At 37.8% G+C, this 19,156-nt stretch carries 13 protein-coding genes and 2 pseudogenes; 7 read left to right on the top strand and 8 right to left on the bottom strand.

The genetic code is table 11. The features are described 5' to 3' along the window. Positions 1–1,662, top strand: a pseudogene (locus ON073_RS16610) (hypothetical protein); the annotation flags it as partial. A 157-nt stretch (positions 1,663–1,819) separates the two neighbouring features. Here the strand turns inward: ON073_RS16610 and ON073_RS16605 are convergent. Continuing rightward, positions 1,820–2,749: an ATP-grasp domain-containing protein gene (locus ON073_RS16605; RefSeq protein WP_274763007.1), complete on the bottom strand. Its 930-nt coding sequence runs from the start codon at positions 2,747–2,749 to the stop codon at positions 1,820–1,822. Positions 2,750–3,070: 321 nt separating this feature from the next. Here ON073_RS16605 and ON073_RS16600 point away from each other — a divergent pair, with 321 nt between their 5' ends. Next, on the top strand, positions 3,071–4,189 hold the full coding sequence (locus ON073_RS16600; protein WP_274763006.1) for a serine hydrolase domain-containing protein: 1,119 nt from the start codon (positions 3,071–3,073) through the stop codon (positions 4,187–4,189). Positions 4,190–4,309: 120 nt separating this feature from the next. Here the strand turns inward: ON073_RS16600 and ON073_RS16595 are convergent, their stop codons facing one another. Then, on the bottom strand, positions 4,310–5,392 hold the full coding sequence (locus tag ON073_RS16595) for a hypothetical protein (RefSeq protein WP_274763005.1): 1,083 nt from the start codon (positions 5,390–5,392) through the stop codon (positions 4,310–4,312). Between the two features lie 380 nt (positions 5,393–5,772). On the opposite strand from ON073_RS16595, the gene ON073_RS16590 reads away from it, so the two are divergent. From ON073_RS16590 to ON073_RS16580, 3 genes are all read left to right on the top strand, one after another. Further along, positions 5,773–6,681, top strand: coding sequence for a helix-turn-helix domain-containing protein (locus ON073_RS16590; RefSeq protein ID WP_274763004.1), 909 nt, complete (start codon positions 5,773–5,775; stop codon positions 6,679–6,681). 88 nt (positions 6,682–6,769) lie between these two features. Continuing rightward, the gene (locus ON073_RS16585; protein ID WP_274763003.1) at positions 6,770–7,909 is read left to right on the top strand and encodes a nuclear transport factor 2 family protein; all 1,140 of its coding nucleotides are present in this window, start codon (positions 6,770–6,772) and stop codon (positions 7,907–7,909) included. A 201-nt stretch (positions 7,910–8,110) separates the two neighbouring features. After that, complete coding sequence (locus ON073_RS16580) at positions 8,111–9,277, top strand: alpha/beta hydrolase-fold protein (RefSeq protein WP_274763002.1); 1,167 nt, start codon at positions 8,111–8,113, stop codon at positions 9,275–9,277. 55 nt (positions 9,278–9,332) lie between these two features. Here the strand turns inward: ON073_RS16580 and ON073_RS16575 are convergent, their stop codons facing one another. Then, on the bottom strand, positions 9,333–11,648 hold the full coding sequence (locus ON073_RS16575; RefSeq protein ID WP_274763001.1) for a CocE/NonD family hydrolase: 2,316 nt from the start codon (positions 11,646–11,648) through the stop codon (positions 9,333–9,335). A 146-nt stretch (positions 11,649–11,794) separates the two neighbouring features. Between ON073_RS16575 and ON073_RS16570 the strand changes: the two genes are divergently transcribed. Then, complete coding sequence (locus ON073_RS16570; protein ID WP_274763000.1) at positions 11,795–13,831, top strand: winged helix-turn-helix domain-containing protein; 2,037 nt, start codon at positions 11,795–11,797, stop codon at positions 13,829–13,831. Positions 13,832–14,019: 188 nt separating this feature from the next. Here the strand turns inward: ON073_RS16570 and ON073_RS16565 are convergent, their stop codons facing one another. Then, on the bottom strand, positions 14,020–14,982 hold the full coding sequence (locus ON073_RS16565) for an alpha/beta fold hydrolase (RefSeq protein WP_274762999.1): 963 nt from the start codon (positions 14,980–14,982) through the stop codon (positions 14,020–14,022). 171 nt (positions 14,983–15,153) lie between these two features. Between ON073_RS16565 and ON073_RS16560 the strand changes: the two genes are divergently transcribed. Next, complete coding sequence (locus tag ON073_RS16560; protein WP_274762998.1) at positions 15,154–16,053, top strand: LysR family transcriptional regulator; 900 nt, start codon at positions 15,154–15,156, stop codon at positions 16,051–16,053. Positions 16,054–16,170: 117 nt separating this feature from the next. Here the strand turns inward: ON073_RS16560 and ON073_RS16555 are convergent, their stop codons facing one another. From ON073_RS16555 to ON073_RS16540, 4 genes and pseudogenes are all read right to left on the bottom strand, one after another. Continuing rightward, positions 16,171–16,347 carry a hypothetical protein gene (locus tag ON073_RS16555; RefSeq protein ID WP_274762997.1) on the bottom strand — a complete coding sequence of 59 codons (177 nt, stop codon included), beginning with the start codon at positions 16,345–16,347 and terminating at the stop codon, positions 16,171–16,173. 285 nt (positions 16,348–16,632) lie between these two features. Continuing rightward, positions 16,633–16,875 (bottom strand): annotated as a pseudogene (locus ON073_RS20535) (HD-GYP domain-containing protein); the annotation flags it as partial. A 48-nt stretch (positions 16,876–16,923) separates the two neighbouring features. After that, positions 16,924–17,769 (bottom strand): REP-associated tyrosine transposase, encoded by an 846-nt coding sequence (locus ON073_RS16545; protein WP_274762995.1) that lies wholly within the window; start codon positions 17,767–17,769, stop codon positions 16,924–16,926. A 220-nt stretch (positions 17,770–17,989) separates the two neighbouring features. Continuing rightward, positions 17,990–18,871: a nuclease-related domain-containing protein gene (locus tag ON073_RS16540; protein WP_274762994.1), complete on the bottom strand. Its 882-nt coding sequence runs from the start codon at positions 18,869–18,871 to the stop codon at positions 17,990–17,992. Between the last annotated feature and the right edge of the window lie 285 nt (positions 18,872–19,156).

Here is a 19,156-nt window from a genome sequence, read left to right as displayed (position 1 = left end):
GATGGTATTGGCAACAATGCAGACACCGATGATGACAATGATGGTGTACCTGATAATGAAGATGCGTTTCCATTAGATAACACCGAATCCGTTGACACTGATAATGATGGTATTGGCAACAATGCAGATACCGATGATGATAATGATGGTGTGCCAGATACTGAAGACGCCTTCCCATTAGATAACACTGAATCAGTTGATACTGACAGCGATGGTATAGGAAATAATGCTGACACCGATGATGATAATGATGGTGTATTAGATAATGATGATGCGTTTCCTCTAGATCCATCAGAAACAGATGACTTCGATCTTGATGGTATTGGTGATAATGCAGATAATGATGATGACAACGACTTATTCACAGACAATGAAGATTTTCTTCACGCTGTAGCTCATCACCCGTCATCAACAATTTATGAAAGCAGTAACATCATATTTAAGGCAAGAGGTTTTTATACCGATGAAACTAAACTATCCGCTTCAGATAATTGGCATATTCAATATCAAATCTTTGATAGAGCTCTAAATAAAGAAGTACCTTTTTATAGCGATAATGGCTACTACAATGCGCAATTCGACTTTCAGAAGCTAAATTGGGTTATTGATATTCCCGCACCTGATTATTCTGGGGAGTTTTATATCAACTTGACATTATACTGTAGCTCTGGAAGCAATATTTGTGGCGATAAAGACTTATCAGAGAACTTTTTTCAAGTACAACAAAAAGTACCATTTACTGTTGAGTGTACAAAGACACCGTGTGGTTATAACCCTGGTAGTGCACAAGGGATCAATATTAGTAAAAGCCAAAGCAAAAACTACATCAAAGATGCAACAAGCTCTGACAATGGTAATTTGCTAGCTTTTTATTCGTCTGATCAGACACCTAATGCAAGCTATGTTTCTCTTTCTGAAGACGCAGGTAATAGCTGGTCTATTGTGGGAACCTTTCCAGAAAATAGTATAAATGGAGTGTTTTTAGATGAAACTCGCCTTATTTTTACGTGTGACTCTGCGTTTTGTATGGCTCATTCAAACAATTCAAAAGATTGGTCAAAAGTAAACCTATACAATGACAGTGATTTCTTGATAAACCATAAGAATATCAGCAACTATAGCCTTAAGCTTAACGGTTTTGTCCATAAATTAGAAAGTGCCTATAGCGTATTTTTTACCGATCATAGTAGCAATAAATCAATTAGTTATGTAACAAGAACCACTGACTTTGTTAACTGGAGTTCCCCACAAGAATTAGTTAACGAACAGGAAGACTTTGACTTTTATACTTACAAGATAATACAAGCTAATGATCAGGGATATTTCGGTTTATTCACTTCACAATTAGACTATTCGCTTAAGTTAATGCAGTCAGAGGATGGGGTAACTTGGAGTGTAATCAACAGTTTTGATTTCGTCGTAGCGGGAGATTTACTATTTGAAAATAATAAACTTTCTTTATATTTTCAGTATTATGGTGAGCGAGGAATCTATCAAATCGTTAGCTATGATCTGCTAAATTTCACTCCTATGAAAAAAGTAATAGACGACGTTGATACTGGAGTCGAAGTATTACCTCTTTCAAGTAATGAACATGGTATTTTATTTAATCAAGAGCATGACTACATAAATGATGTTTACTTCAAAAAAGTAGATCATTAAATCGATTTAACTATTCTACTCTTCACTTTTTTAACCTTAAAAACATAGACAAAAAAGTGAAGAGTAGTGGATTGAAGAACGCATTTCCTCATGATTTTATTATGTTGATGTTTTTCTTGTACCACACAATGCAAAACTAAACTTGATGAATGCGAGCTTACATTAATCTGGCTTTAATGGCATTTGCGAAATGCTTTGGCGATTGTGCGTCCATATTAAAATATAAAGAGGGCTCTATTAGCTCTGCTTCCATCAGGCAAAACTCCCTATTAAATTTAACTAAATCAAGGCGTGCATAAAGCGGCATAGTATGCACACTTTGAATGGCTATCATGCATGTGTTTGCAGCCTCAAATAGCGACGCATCTGGCGTTACTGTAGTCAAACTACCACCATGCTCTTCTTGTACCCTAAAGTCATTTTGTTTGGGGGTTTTGAGTATGGCATGGCTATATTCACCATTAAAATAAAACAGTGAGAACTCACCATTCTCTACAACTTCTGGCACAAATGGTTGCACCATAAAATCGCGTTCTTTAAATGCGTTATTTAAACTAGCAAGGTCAACGTCTTGCTCTGCTTTCAACCAAAAGGTGTTATCCGCATTGGCGCTTATACGTGGTTTAATAATAATTTCTTGGGTATCAAATGCGCTAAAAAATGAGTCTATCTGCGCTTTTGTTATATTTGTATCGCCGAGTCTATTTTGCCACATGGTGGGGATTAACCTTACACCTAACTTGGCTAATTCCTGAAGATAAATTTTGTCGATATTCCAACGTACAATATCCAGCGTATTTTGTAGCTCTGCCTGACTGTTTTCTATTTTCTCTAATACAGATAAAAAGGCCTCTGGTGCATCTTGGTAATCCCAAGGGGTGCGTATAACCACCATTTCATACTGGTTCCAATCTACACTTGTATTACGCCAAGAAACCGTATCTACCGAAAATCCGAGCTCATTTAAATAGGGTTCAACCAACTCATCGTAAACTTCAAACTCATCTAAACAATCCATAGATAGAAAAGCGCACTTTCTCATAATTTCCTCATGTTGATGTTTTGCTTGTACTACCCAATATTGCATACAATTTTTAAACTGAATAGAGGGAATAACAAATTTTGAATTTTATACATTAGCCAAAAGGTGTCTATGCGTTACTTTTTATTGAGCAATAGTTCCAGCATCTTTTGCTACATAAAATAATTCACTTTTAATTATCAAAACCAGTTAGTGAGTTTTTAAAGCACAGTGTATCTCCAAACAATGATTCTCAATTTCTAAAATGACAAGTAGCAATGTAATTTTTAACATTTAAATCAATGCTTTGTTACAAACTATCAATTGCCCAATTAGAAATAACAGGTACATTAGATGCCATTAAATTTCAAAACGCTCAGGGAAATTATGAAAAATAAAACACGTACTGCATTATTGTTATCAGGATTAGTAACAAGTGCTTTAGTACAAGCAGCAACACCTAATAAAGCGCAAATTGACAGTGTATTTGCCGAGATAAAAACACATAGCCCAGGCTGTAGTGTTGGTGTGATAAAAAATGGCAAGCTTATTCATCGAGCAGGCTATGGCTTAGCAAATATGGAGCTTAATGTGCCACTCGATGGCACACATGTTCACCGTATTGCTTCGGTGTCTAAGCAATTTACGGGCTTTGCTGTGCTGCTTCTTGCCGATGAAGGGAAAATTGACTTAAATGAAGATATTCGCACCTATTTACCTGAATTAAGAGACTACAAAGCACCGGTGTCTATTAATGCCATGTTAGGCCATTATTCAGGCATGGGGGATTATGACTTTGTAAACACTGAGCTCGATAAAGATACGTTAAAACTTAAATCCACCATGGCAGGCGATTTTCGTTTAGGTAATGAAGACTATTTAACAATTCAAGAATTCTACGATTACGTAAAAACAGTACCTCTCAGAAATCAGCCTAACGAACGCTTTAACTACAGCAACTATGCTTATTTCTTATTGTCGATGCTCGTTGAACGTGTCTCAGGAGAAAGCCTCCGCGAATACAGTGAAAAGCGCATATTTAAACCATTAGGTATGAAAAATACCTTTTTCAGTGACGAACCGACTGAAATCGTTAAAAACCGTGCTGATGGTTACAGCAAAGATAAAGAAGGCAACTACTTCACTAATATGACCAACTTATTTTGGGTAGGCGATGGCGGTTTGCATACCACCGTTGAAGATATGGCAAAATGGGATGCCTATTTCTACAAGCCAACTTTAGGTAAAGAGCCAGAGCAATTACTTAGCCAGTTTATGCGCCCGAATAACCCAGATATTACAGCCGAGGGTAAACACTATGCCAATGGCCAATTTATTACTGAAAAAGACGGGCTAAAAATCATTCACCACAGTGGCGGTTGGCTTGGCACCATCACCAATTATGAGCGCATTCCTGAAAAGCAGTATTCATCGATTGTATTTTGCAACGACACCTCATTGGATATTGCAAAACTAGTAAAAGAGTTACGAAAGGTGGTTTTGTAAACTCGAAAAGGAACTACGTAAAACGATAGTAAGTGAGCGTATTGCTCCTTATTAGCCTCAACCAATGAAAAAGGTTAGCTAAAGTATTGCTAACCTTTTTAATCTCACTTCAATTAGCGGCTAGTTATTGGCCGTATGATATAAAAACCTGCCAAATAATAAGGCAATATCAAACTGACTAAAATGTGAGTTATTAGTATTGTGTTCTTGCTCACCTTGATAAATGTTGGTCGATGCTATGTTTTTTCCAACAGGTGAAAAAGACACGTTACGTATCCAAACTTGCCCGTTCCCCGAGAGTAAACCACCAAATGCAATATGCTTAGACTGTTCATCCGTGATATCCAATACCACTGTGTAAGTTTGCCAGCCTGTAGTGCCTTTCACCCCTCTATCTTTCATATTATCGTATTGCAGATTTTTCAGCTTGCCATCTACCCGCATCCAAATCCCTGCGTAACCTTCAGTGACATTTTCGGTTCTTATTTCAGCGCTAAATTGAACTCGTTTACCAATAAATTGGCTTGGTTCAAAATATTCATACCAGGTAGCAAATGACTCATCGTTGTAGCTATTACTTATACGTTTAATTGTCGCTACCCCATTTTCTGACCAAGCTTTAAATTTCCCAACATCAGAAAAGCCTATCCTCCACTTGTCTAGATTTAGGCTGTAATCACTTTTATAAATGTAATTTGCCGTGCTTTTTTCATCTGTTACCGAAAACGAAATATTGCGCGCCGACATAGACCCTTTCGCGCCTTGTATTAAACCGGCATAAATATGCTCTGCACCAGCGGTCACCGGCAGTATAACTTGAAATGGTGTCCAGTCTTTAGTGCCAATAAGGCTGCGTTCGGTAGCATTATCAAACGCAATCACTTTTTCCGAATCATTCACTCTTAGCCAAATTGAAGAATATTCAGAATTTTGTGATTTGATTTCGGCGGAAAATTTCAGCTTTTTACCAACAAATGGCGCAGCGTCAAAGTCGATACCTGCGGCACCAAAACTTTTTAGCCCTGCCTCGCCTTGATAAGCCAAATGCGCTTCCCCATTGGCTACATGAAAGGTGTAATCTTTGATATTCGCGCTTTTTACTTTACCTTCCATATGCCCCCAAGTAGTTATATCTTCAGGGTTGGAAGCAAAACAATTTAGTGAAAAAATAAGGCCCAAAGCAAGCCATAACACCATTTTCATACAATACTTTCTCTAATTTCTTTCCATGTTTTATGACAATTATCATTTAAGCGCCAATAGCCTGGAAAAGTTTCTAAACGCGGAACAGGGTAATAGAAAAAGCTCTTAAAATCCAGATAATTAGATTATAAATAAGCATCAAAATAGGATTTGGAGAGTAATCAATTGGTTTAAGTAATTACATATCATAATATTTCCTTAATGCTACTCCTTGTTTCACTCGATTAGATTTGGGATAGTTACAGAGTTTATTACTAAGTTTGATTTTTCATGAGCGCCACCTCTTATTTATTATTCTTCTTTTCCGCCTTAGGGGTGTTTAATGGCCTGCTTTTAGCTTCATGGTTAGTTCTTAGTCAAAATAAGCAAGTGGGTGATAATTGGCTGGCAATGTTATTGCTATTACTTTGTATACGTATCGGCAAGTCGGTTGTTACTTTACCCCAAGCTTAGATAAAAACATTCTACAACTCGGGTTAACGGCGTGTTTTCTTATTGGTCCGTGTATTTACGCTTATGTTACTCATCAAACCGAGCAAGGTCCGCTCAACACCTTAGCAAAGTGGACTTTTGCTAGTTTAGCGATATTTATTGTGGTTTTGGGAATTGTGTATCCTTACAAAACCCATTTAGAACTCTGGCAATATTGGGTTTATCGGGGTTCAAGCTACCTATGGTTGGCGTGTTTACTCTTGAGCTTTTTTCATTACAGAGAAAAGATCCAACAGTTTAAAGGCCAATGGCAAGCGTTAATCACCGACAAGCCACTTATAGTATTGATGGGCGGTGCTTTAATCTGGTTAGCTTACTTTACTGCCTCTTACACTTCTTACATTATGGGCGCGTTAAGTTTTTCACTCACCCTGTATTTATCAATTTTAACGCTACTCAAAACACCTAAAGTGCAGCCATTAAAAAACAATAAATACGCAAATAACAAGTTAACAGACGATCAAATAAACGCCTATTCAAATGCTCTTGAACAGTTAATAAATGAAGAACGTATCTACACTGATCCTCAGCTCTCATTACCACGACTCGCTAAACGTATAGGCATGCCTCACACACTGTTGTCGCAATTATTGAATGATCATTATCAAATGAACTTCAAACAGTACATAAATAGTCAACGCGTCACCTTCGCGCAAACACTGTTACTTGCAGAGCCGAACTCCAGTATTGACGATATTGCAGAACAAAGTGGCTTTAGTTCGTCTTCAACATTTTACAGTGCCTTTAAACACAAAACGGGTATGACTCCAAACCGTTATCGCACTGCTAAATTATAATTTAGGACTACCAGAATATAACTTAGCTTATTGATTATATTAAATTTAAATAAAATTGAGCGAGTAAATTATTATGGAGCTCAATTTTATGAAACAGACGTTTAAATGGTTAATGTTACTTATTCTGGTTGTGCATTTCACAACACAAGCACACGCAAAAGTGGATGAACAGCGTGAAGTAAGAGCGGTTATTCACAAATATATAAATGGCACTAGCAAGGGTGAACCTGAATTAATTAAAAGTGCATTTCATGAGCATGCTTCTTTACTACTAAGTCACCCTAGTAAAGCGTTTTGGCAAGTATCAGCTGAAGACTATGCTAGCTGGTTTGAGTCAACCAAAGGGCAGCGCGCTGGTAAGATTTTATCAGTCACACTAGATGGTGATATTGCAATGGCAAGAGCGTTAATTACAATGGCCTCTCCTTTAAAGCAATATATTGATCAATTTTTACTTAAGCGTTTTCCAAAAGGGTGGCAAATTGTCAGTAAAACGGCAACTCAATTGGCATCTCAACAAGACAATAAACAATTAAAAAGCGCAATGAATAAACGTGTTTTATTTATTACTTCAAGTGCGGATCATCATGGCGAGTCTAGTTTACCAACAGGTGTTAGTTTTTCTGAGTTAGTTGAAGCCTACGAAGTGTTTATTAATGCGGGTTATCAGGTTGATGTTGTAAGTACACAAGGTGGTAAATTACCTTTGGCTTATATCAACACATCAAACGAAAAGCACAAAAAGTTTATTTATAACCATGACTTTATGTATTTATTAGCGAATACGTTAGCACCCGAGCAAGTAGATGCCAGCCAATATTTAGCGGTGCATTATGTAGGGGGTGGTAATGCTATGTATCAGGTTGCCGAAAACAAAACATTACAAGCAATAGCAATGGCGGTATATGAAAAAAATAATGGCATTGTTTCATCGGTGTGCCATGGTACAGCTGGCATTGTGAACTTAAAACTAAGTAATGGTGAATATCTCGTTGCTGGTCGCAAAGTAAGTGGTTACCCAACTGCATATGAAAAAATAGATGCTGCTTATTATCAGCAATTTCCATTTGATATTGAAAACACCATAAAACAACGTGGCGGTAAGTTTTCATATGGCGAACGTAATCAATCGTATGTGCAAATCGATGGTCGCATTATTACTGGCACGAATTACCAATCATCAAAAGCAGTTGCTTTGGCGATGGTAGAAATAATGAACAATATGTAATTTCTATTTTTAGCATGAAGGGCCTAAATTGCATGGCCCTTAAGCCAAATCAAGCGCCCATTCGACCAAAAGGCACGGTTCATTGGGACGCTTTTACACATTAACAGCTGTGTGACTTGTTATTTGCCCACACTATTTGCAACAATGACAGAATTGCTGTGTAAGTTATCAAGTGAAACCGAATAAAGTATAAGGAATAAGATGATAAGGTTCATCATTGGATTTATAGTATTAACACTTTTCACCCTATCATCAGCTAATGCGGACGAAGTCGTTATTGGCAAAAGTGAAACTCTCAACTCGCAAGTACTTAACGAAACCCGAAAGTTATTCATTAGTTTGCCAGAAAACTATGACAAAACCGGTTATAACTACCCAGTATTATATTTTTCTGATGCACATGCCCATTTTGAAATAATGGCTAGTACTGTAAATTTCTTAACTAAAGCCAACAAAATCCCACCAATGATATTGGTCGGCATAGATACAAGTGAAAACCGAATTCGGGATTTAACACCCATTGTTTATGATGAGGAAGAGAAAAACCACCCTTGGTTCAAAAGCGTAAACTATGGGGGCGCTAGTCAGTTTGCTAACTTTATAGAGTCTGAGCTAGTTCCGCACATCAACAAAAAATACAGAACGACTGACTTTAAGGTATTTTCTGGCCATTCGTTTGGCGGTTTATTTTCATTTTATACCTATCTTAACAAACCCAACTTGTTTGACGGATATATGGCAATTAGCCCATCTTTAGGTTGGGATAAAGAACGCTTGGTGGTTGAAGCTAAACACCAAATTGAACAAAAAACACTGTCTAAAGCTGCCTTGTACCTAAGTAAAGGCAATGAAAAAGGCACTACAGGCGCAAGTTACACTGCAATTACGCAAGCTTTTGAGTCTGTAAATATTGATTCGGTTAGCTCACAAGAATTCCCTGACGAAAGCCATCTCACTGTTGTTTTTGATGCTCACTATCACGGGTTAACAACACTATTTAAGGCATGGCCTTTATCATACGCGCAAAGCGCAAAAGGGTTAGAAGTTGTGATAACACATATGAACAATGTGAAAGACACATTTAAGATAAATTTTTCTTCCGAACGCTGGCTAATTAACTTAGGTAATAGTGAGCACTATAAGAAAAACTATAATAATGCTATTGAAGCCTACAAACACAATATAAGCTTGTTCCCTGGTTCAGACTATTCTTACTTTTTATTAGCTAGAACATATGAAGCAAACGGGCAACTTAAGATTGCGTTAAAACACTATGAACAAGCAAATCAAATGGTTGACAGTAACCATGCAAATAAACGTCGCTACCTCGATGCAATTAGTAAGCTAAAAGCGAAGCTTAAAAACTAACACGTTTTACAAACAGCGGTAATCAATGGGGTCATCCATTGATTACCGTTACCAATTACAACACACTCCCCCATGGCTTAAGTGGTAGATTAATCTCTGATGATAAATACCATTTCAAAATCATAGGTTCGCCTGCATCTGCAATACTTTCATAATTAACCGGTTTGCCTGAACCTAAGTTAACTTGTGCGTCGGTGTTTTTATTGACGTTTAAAACAAGCACGATTTTGCTGCCCTTTTTGATAAGTTTTGAAGTAAATCGGGCATTAACAATCGGAACACGACGTTTTTTATTGGGCATAAGCAAACGTCTTTCACCCATATCATCTGCGTAACTTACTCGGCTGCGATAGTTATTTAAATGGAAAACCTCACCTTCAGCAGTCACTTCATAGTAATTAAAGCCAATATCCACATCCTTTTTATTTACTGATATATCAAAAAAGCCAGATATTGCACCTGTTAGCTCCATATCTTCTGTAAATATAGGTGTTTCAACTTGAATACCACCTTGTTTATCAATGCTGTCTTGAATTACTGGCCATGGCGCTAGGTTGCGTTGTTCACTTCTATCCGTCATATCAACAATCTGCTCAATATATTGATTAGTCTGCAAAGAAGGCGCTTTTGCTAACAAATAGTTTTCAGCTTTATTCGCTGATGCTTGAATATAAAAAGTCGCAGCTTGTTGGTTTAGCGCTTGCAATGAGTCCGCAAATCGCCATTCGTTTGCCCCCATGACTTGGTAGTTCACCTTATTTTGCACGAGTTTTGGTTTAGGCTTGCCATATAACACATGATCAAACCACTCAAATACCAGCTCATCTGTATCTTTTTCAAGGGCTACAGGGTCTAACTTATAATTACTGTGGTGAGAACGTGGTTTATTCTGTGCTGACCAATGATTGTAAGGACCAATTAAGAGTGCATGATTAGCATTAGGGTTATATTTATAATGCTGATGCAAGTAGTTTAACGCTGATATCTGACCGCCTTCAAAATACCCTGTAATAGTAAGAACAGGTATATTAATGCGTTTATAATCGTCTTTATGTGGCACCATACGTTGATAGTAAGGCCCATCTTCAGGGTGAGCTAACCACTTTTGAAGCCATGGACTTGGTTTTTCAGCAATTTTATCAATATCAACAATTGCTCGACCAGTTTTATAAAGCGTATTTACGATATTATTCGTTCGCTGCCAGTCATTATAAACACTGTTGTCTACTGTTTTGTTGTTGGTCACAAATAAGGGCCATTCGAAATTGCCTGTTAAAGCAATATTGTTTTCGTACGGTAGACCTGTTATTAAATTGGCCGCCACATAAGGTGCTATCGCCTTTAACCCCTTTGGCATATGCTTTGCGGTTGCCCACTGAGTAAAGCCATTATAACTGCCACTGTACATTACAACTTTGCCATTACTCCACACCTGTTCGGTGATCCAGTCAATTAACTGCGATGCATCTTCCCCTTCGTGTTCCCAAGGCACAATCGCATCTTTGCTCGAACGCTTGCCTCTCGAATTAGCCACAATGCCAATATACCCATGGGCTGCAGCATGCATGGCAGATTTAATGTGTGCTGCTTCATCCGCATAAATTGTAAACTGTAACGCTGTGCTATTCGGTTTTTTTAGCCCGCGAGTGCGAACAAGAGTGATGGATAACTCGATACCACTTTTTAACTTAACTAACACATCCGGTTGAATGTAAAAACGACGCGCTTGCTCACGTTTTACAATTTCATTTGTAATGGGAATGATTACTTTAAGTACATGATATAAATGGGTGTTTACCGCAATATTTATCATCTCATCATGCGATACGCTTTGTTTGTTTTGTACTTGCTTATAAACGTTAAATACATAGTCATAGGCGTTAGACACCGACCAGCCTAACGCTAAGGACAATTTTACAAACGCTTCATCATCCAGTTTTTCAAATTTCTGACCAATAAACTCACGGCTTGTTTCTGCAAAGGAATCATGCATCTTACCTTTATCGTTTAACACCTGATTTATTTGGTGAAATAGCTGGTAATGAGAAAACTCTAACGTATTATTTTGCTTTTCAATGTGAGTCTCTATGGCTTCAAAATCCCCTCGCAATGATAGTAATGCAATTTTATTAAACATGGGTTGTTGGTCTACTTGTGCTGGCGTTAATTTTTTTGCAAATAACGTTAGCTCTTTTTTGAAATCTGTTGATGCTAAAATCGCTTCTGCATTTTCTGCTGCACTCAATTCGGTTGCGACAATAAGCGGAGGGACAGGATATTGGCTACTATCCTCAGCATAGGTATTTTGCAAAAAGTTTAGTAAGATGATTGCTAAATAGCTCACCACTGACGTTAAACTTATTTTTTTCATTTGTGCTTCCATTTTAATAATTCTACTAAATCGTGAAGCACTCTACTGAGCGCCTATTTTTAAGTCCTGACAGCGTGGTGAAAAGATGTGACTTTTTATGACAGCCCTGATTTTAAAGGGCTGCGTGATAGAACGAATGGATTAATATGCGCTGGCAAATTAAAGGTTTTGAGTTTAATGAACAACAACAAACCTTAATCACTGAGCATAATCAGGTTCGACTTGAACCGAAGATGTGTGAACTTTTGGCCTATTTTTGTCAGAATCAAAACCAAGTGATTAGTAAAGAGCAATTACTTGACGATGTATGGCATGGCCGTTATGTCAGTGATAACACCGTAAGTAAGCTCATCACAAAACTTAGAAAAGCATTGCAAGATGATGCGCGAAATCCTGAATATATAACCACAGTACCAAAACGAGGCTATCGATTTGTCGCAACTGCGACACTCATTGTTGAAGAAGTAAAACCATTCATCAAAGACGATACTGCACCAACAAAGCCCTTGAGTCTTAAATACATACTGCTATTGCCCTTGTTCTTTATCTTGTTTGTATTTGCGTGGTTGTTACACGATCGTAGCGCTCCAAATAGCATTGTTTCAGCCAAAGCAGTTACATCAGATAAAGGCAGTGAATACTTTCCTAGCTTTGCCCCTGATGGCATTAGGCTCGCGTACATGAACCATGCTGGCGAACGTTTCAAACTCTATGTAAAAAACATTTTTTCAGGTGAACAAGTTGAAGTAAACCATGGGGAACAAAGTGGCGTAGGCCCTGGCGTATGGAATCATACGGGTACTAAGCTGGTTTATTTAGTTGCTACACAAGGATCTTGCCAATACTTTATGCGCGAGTTTAATGGCCTAACGATGTCTGAGCCTAAACTAATTTATACCTGTAAAGCAGGGAGCTTTGGTCAAATTAAATTTACCCATGATGATAATGTGCTTATTTTTTCTGAATCTCCAGGTATGGGCAAGCCTTACTCGCTCTATTCACTGCACCTAGATACAGGTAAAACACAGTGGCTACCACAACCCGATTTGCATTTAGGTGGCAATAGTCAGTTTGATCTTCATCCAATTGACAACAAAATTCTAATTTCTTCACCGAATGAACAGCAATGGGAAGGCTTTTATCAACTTGATTTAGACACACAGCAATTAACATTACTGTTTGAGTTAAACGCGTATATTTGTTGTGGTATTTGGTCTCATGATGGTGAACATGTTGTTATGATGGGTGAACACCCTGCCCGTGAAATTGTTCAATTTGATCTTAATGGAAGCAACAAAACAGTGCTGTTTACGGGCCCACAACAATTAAGTCGACCAGAGCGACATAGTAATGGGGTAGATTATGCGTTTACCGCATTTAAATATGACTTAAATGTTGATGAATATAATATTGCTGACAATAAAGCGTTATCGATTTTAAACGATACCTTTGATGAACGACTGGCTGTGTTATCACCCAACTCCCAGCAAATCGCATACATCAGTTTAACCTCAGGCAATGAAGAACTGTGGCTATATAACCGAGAAACCCGTAAAAAGAAAAAAATCACCCAATACGGTGATGGCCGCCATTATGTTGATTTATCTTGGTCACCTGATGCACGTAAAGTAGCAGGGCTTACATTAAACGCGATTCATATTATTGATATACCCTCAGGGGTAACCCAGATACTGCCATTGCCTGAAAAAGAGTTTCGCGGCGTGTCATTTCGCTCTGCCAATAAAGTCGCTTTTAGTATGAAAATTGGCGCAAACTGGCAAGTGGTTGAATTTAACTTAACTGACAATTCAATGGAGCGCCTTGAGCCAAAATGGCAGAGTGTTCAATACGATAAATTTGAGCATAATTGGCTTTGGGTTGATCAAGCTGGAAACTGGTATGTTGGCCAAAATAAAACCCCTTTGACCTTACCTAATCAACCTCAGAGCGCTTTTTATGGTAGGCAATTTGCTGTTAAAAAAAGTGGCAAACGTGTTGCGTTTTTTGACTGGCATCAGAGTAGCCTTAATATTTATAATATCGATTCTCTCAAGCGAGTATTCCAATTAAATAGCCAACTTGGTCATTTTTCACTGCGAGGCGATCTATTACTTATCAATAAACCATCATCAGAATCCAATGATAGTGACATTTACCAAACATTTAGCGTAGCCACAGAATGAAAAATGGTCGTGAGTGAAAATTGAAAAACTGCTGGTTGATGCTTGAAAAAATCTGCAGTAATTAACACCGCCTAACAAATAGAGCCTCTCACCCTTAAAAAGAGTTACCTACCCTAAACATAAAAACACCCAAACTAAATCAAATTAGAGTGGGTGTCTTTGTAATTTTCTTACTACTAAAAGCTGTATTAGTTGATATTTTTTTGCATGAAATCCTTAATCTTGTTTGCTATGAAGTCACCATCTTCTTCGAGCGCAAAGTGTCCTGTGTCGAGAATATGAAACTCAAGATTCTTTAAGTCTCGTTTATAAGGGTGAGCACCTTCTTCAGGGAAGATATAGTCACCTTTACCCCAAACAAGCAATGTTGGTGGCTGATGTTCTCTAAAGTAGGCTTGCCACTGCGGATATAAAGGAACGTTGGTACTGTACGAGTGGAATAACTCAAGTTGGATATCTTTGTTACCCGGTCTATCAAGCTTTGCTTGGTCTACAATCCAGTTATCTGGGCTGATCAAGGCTTTATTACGCGCGCCATTTGTATATTGCCACTCGGTTGCTTCAATTGTTAGTAAGTTATCTCGGAGTACTTGTGCATTTTCAGGCGTTTTATCTTTCCAGTAAGCTTTTATTGGTTGCCAGAACTCGCGTAGTCCTTCGTCATAGGCATTTCCGTTTTGAATCACTAAACCACTGACACGTTCAGGGTGAGCTGAAGCAATGCGAAAACCAATTGGTGCACCATAATCCATCACATAAAGTGTGTATTTCTCAAGTCCTTTTTTTTGTAAGAATTGATCCGTAATACGCGCTAAGTTTTCAAAACTGTACTCAAACTCTTTAAGTGATGGCATTGAGCTATTACCAAAACCAGGATAGTCCGGCGCAATAACATGATAGTTTTTTGCAAGCTCAGGGATGAGGTTGCGGTACATGTGAGACGATGTTGGAAACCCATGTAATAACACAATTGTTGGTGCAGAGGTGTTCCCAGCTTCGCGATAAAAGATTTGTTGAGACTCTACTTCTAAGTACTTATGCTGTGTTTTTGCCAGCACCTCACCTTGTATACCAAATGCAAGTGTTATTGCAGCGCAAAGCGAGCTAGCTTGTTTGATAAGCGCATGTTTAGTTGTCGGGTTTAAACTCATTTTAGTTTCCTTAATTCATCTATTTGCTAAATCAATACCAACAAAGTTGGTGTTATCTATTACTTTCGAATGCCGTATGTTTCGAATGAGTGTATTTTCTAGATAATCGCTTTATTGATAAACAGGGACAATATAGAATCACTATCAACAAAATATTGACAATAAGAAAGTATGGACACGTTAGAAGGCATGAAAACCGTTATTGCGGTGGTTGAAACGGGCTCATTTACAGCGGCAAGTGAACGTTTGTCTATGTCAAAAGCATTAGTGAGTAAGTATGTTGGGCAAGTAGAAAAACAGTTAAATATTCGATTATTTAATCGCACAACTCGCAGGTTAACAATTACGGATGCAGGTAAGGCCTATTATCAGCATGCCTTAAATTTAATCGAACAGTATGAGGCACTGGTTGATACAGTGACTGAATCACAATCTTCACCTTCAGGTAAATTGCGTATTAGCGCACCTATTGCGTTTGGTGAAATTGTGTTGGCTCCAATGTTGCCTAAATTTTTACGTTTATATCCTCGCTTAGAAGTTGAATTACATTTAAGCAATCGACCTGTAGATATGATTGAAGAGGGAGTTGATGTGCGCTTACGAATTGGTGATGTCAGTGATTCTAATTTAATAGCTAGGGAAGTTGGCCGATTTGAATTGATGCTTGTTGCTTCGCCTATTTATCTTGCTGAAAAAGGGACTCCAAAAGACTACTTAGATTTATCAACACATGATTGCATCATTGATAGTAACTATAGAATTGCCCAAAACTGGCCGATAAAAACAGAAGATGGGCAGCAGTACACTATTACCGTAAAAAAAACGGTGGCAGCAAATAGCCCAAGCGCTGTGACGGCATTGGCAATTGCTGGCGCAGGTATCGCGTTGACTCCCTCATTTGTTGCCAAAAAAGCAATTTCTGATGGTAAGCTTCAACGTGTTTTACCCAATTATTATATTGATGAATTTACACTTACAGCGCTTTACCCACATAGAAACTATCTGGCCAAAAAAGTGCGCTGCTTTTTAGATTTTATCCTTGTTGAATATCAAAACACAGACCTTAGATAAATACAAAGTAAAAGTGAGCGCTCACTAGCTTGTTGAGCCCAATAATTGATAAAAGTCATCAAAGACACCCAAACTCAATCAAATTAGAGTGGGTGTCTTTGTTATTTTTTTTAAGCACTACTTTGTTTTGCGTTTTTGGTCAAAAGCAAAAACAACTAATGCCGTTAATAGGCCAACAAAAATGGGACGGTATACGTCAAAAGGCTGCTCTGGAGTAAATATTAATTGTCCAATTGCAATACCTGCACCAATGCCTAAAGCACATTTTGTGTATTTGATTATGTTCTTTTTCATTATTCTTCTCGCTTATTTTTATTGTTTGTTACAACACTAGCAACTTTTTAAATACGCCTGATCCGCACTTGAAAACACCTTACAACCAAGAGCTTAGCGAATTGAATAATATTGATTTATAAAAGAAATAAAGTGCTGATATGACAAAAGGTAAAACCAAGTGATAGTCGGTTAAGCGAAGCGTATTGAGGAATAAAAAGTGAGTTTAGTTTGAAAACACCCAAACTAAATCAAATTAGAATGGTTGTCTTTGTTATTTTATAATATGGATGGCTCAAATATTAGTTAGCTGCTAGTTGAAAGCTGGTAAAAAGTATCGAGATCCTTTTTAATGGTCGCAAACACACTTCCATCAATTTTCTTTTCATCCACAAGCGGTTGCATAATCTCAACAATTTCATAAGGCTGCATTCGCCCTCGATAAGGCCGGTCTTGAGAAAGTGCTTGAAATATATCCGCGACCGCGATGATACGTGAAGGAAGATCTATTTGTGATTCATTAAGGTGATTCGGATAGCCTGAGCCATCTAGCCTTTCGTGATTAGATCATGGGGTCAGGTCTGATAGATCATGGGGTCAGGTCTTGCTTTGTGCAACAGCTCGGCTAACTGTGGAGTAATGCACACCAAAATAATTAGCTATTTCTATCATGGAATAACCACCTGACAAGTAAGCCTGTGCCATCGCTAATTTGATGTTAAGGTTTGTCGACTCATAATAACTTAGCGGTTTAGCCTTTGGCTTAACTTGTTTCTTTGGTATTTCATTTAAAACAACGTCAACATCGCTTTGAATAGCACTTTTATGTTTTTCAACAAACTCCTCATCGCCCAGATAAATTTGGCTTTTCAGGTTTTGCCAAATATTAACCTCCTTCCCTTGTGCTACAAAGTGTTTATAGCGTTCAATAGCTTCAAGCTTAGTTGTTGCAAACATACGCAGTAATGCATCGACAGCCAACCATTCTGGAGCTTCTCGCATACATGTTGTTTCATGATAACTACTCCACAGCCATTCACTTGGATGGTCAACCATACCTTTCGCCCTAACAGGATTTAAAACAATATATCGGCACAGTTCGAGTAAATAACTATCTTTATCCACCAGGATGCTTTTATAGCGCCCCTGAAATAAGTGCCCTACACGTTGATAGTTTCGATTAAAACGTTGTGTATAAACACCATTTAGCTGTCTCATACCTTTAGACAAATTAGCATCGGGTGTTTCAATCAATAAGTGGTAGTGATTCGTCATCAAGCAATAAGCATGAATTACCCAATTGTATCGGTCACAAACATCGCTAAGTACTTCAATGAAAGTGGAAAAATCTGATTCATTGCGAAAGATAGGCTTTCGCTCATTGCCACGAGAAGTAACGTGGTAGAGCGCACCTGCAAACTCCAATCTAAGTGGTCGACTCATCCATAAGCCCAAACAAACAAAAAAGGTTAGCTAAAGTATAGCTAACCTTTTAAAAATCTAACCAAACCATTTTATCAACGCTGCACAATGCAAGACCTGACCCCATTCGTTCCTGAGTTTAGTTTGAAAACACCCAAACTAAATCAAATTAGAGTGGGTGTTTTTGTTATAAATTATTGTTTGTTGGTGTCTTTGTTATTGTTTGTTATTGGATTCATGGTTAATTTTCAGAAGTACATCTTTGTACTATCTGATAACAAATCTGTGAAACTTCTTCGCTTGTTAGAGAAGAACTTTTCATTGAAGTTAAAGCACTTGGTAATTGTTTATGATTCACAATTGGAAAAGGTGGTTTAGACTTTAGCTCCACCCACCATCCTGGAAAAGTCAGTACTGGGGTAGTGTTTAGATGTTTGATAGCTGTAGACTTAACTAACCAATCGTTGACCCACTTTGCTTGACGTTCCGCTTGTTCAATTGGTTTATTTTCAACCCATGATGGAAAATGTAATATTCCTTTTTGGAAAACCAATTTATAGTCTTTCTGGCCATTATTACTATCAGAGGTTCTTTTGTGTCTACCTTTGGTTTCAATAGCAAAAATACCCTGCGTACCAACTGCAAGATGGTCAATATTAAAATTATCTGCTTGAACGTCATGAAATACTTGAAAACCTTTGGCTTGAAGCTTTACAAGTTCTCCAGCAACAGCCAACTCCGCATCTCTTCCCAGCTTCAGCAGAATTAATTTTTTAACATGTTTATGAGCTTTGAACACTGCGTAAATTAAAGAAATAAAAATCCCAAATCCAGCTCCAAGCGCCAATGGAGAGCTAAAATTGGCGTGTTTCACGCCCAATATAATGAATGGAAGTGATACGATCGCTGAAGTGACACCTGCAAGACCAAGAATTTCGGCACCTGTATCAGCAATTTCTTGATTTAATTTCTGGGCGGGTAAGCGTGTGAGGCTAGAACGCTTTAAAGGTAATCGATTACGCTTTTGGTGAAAATACAAGGTACTAAAAAGCACGCCTAAAATGATATAAATACCACCAGCAGCAACCAAAACTGCAATACCATTAGTTTGCCAATCTGTCATAAGTCCATTTATCGTATAAGTTTTTATGAATAGATTTTAATGCAGAAGACAAGTCATTATCAATTGATAAAACCAATTGCTAACTGGGATCAACGACTCTGCCCCCATTGATTCCACTATCAAATTTGTATTTAGTTGGTTCTATTATTTCGTCCATTAAACAATCAATTAGTCCTTTAAATTCATATAACTAAGTTAACGAATCAAACAGAAAAAGGAAAGGCTAATAAACAAAAAGCTAGCACGACAGCTAGCTTTATATGTTGGAAGGTTGAAAGGAAAATC

The organism is Pseudoalteromonas sp. G4 (assembly GCF_028875915.1).
Classification (GTDB): Bacteria; Pseudomonadota; Gammaproteobacteria; order Enterobacterales; family Alteromonadaceae; genus Pseudoalteromonas.
The sequence above is the reverse complement of the archived record's forward strand: the minus strand, read 5'-3'. Positions and strand labels throughout refer to the sequence as shown.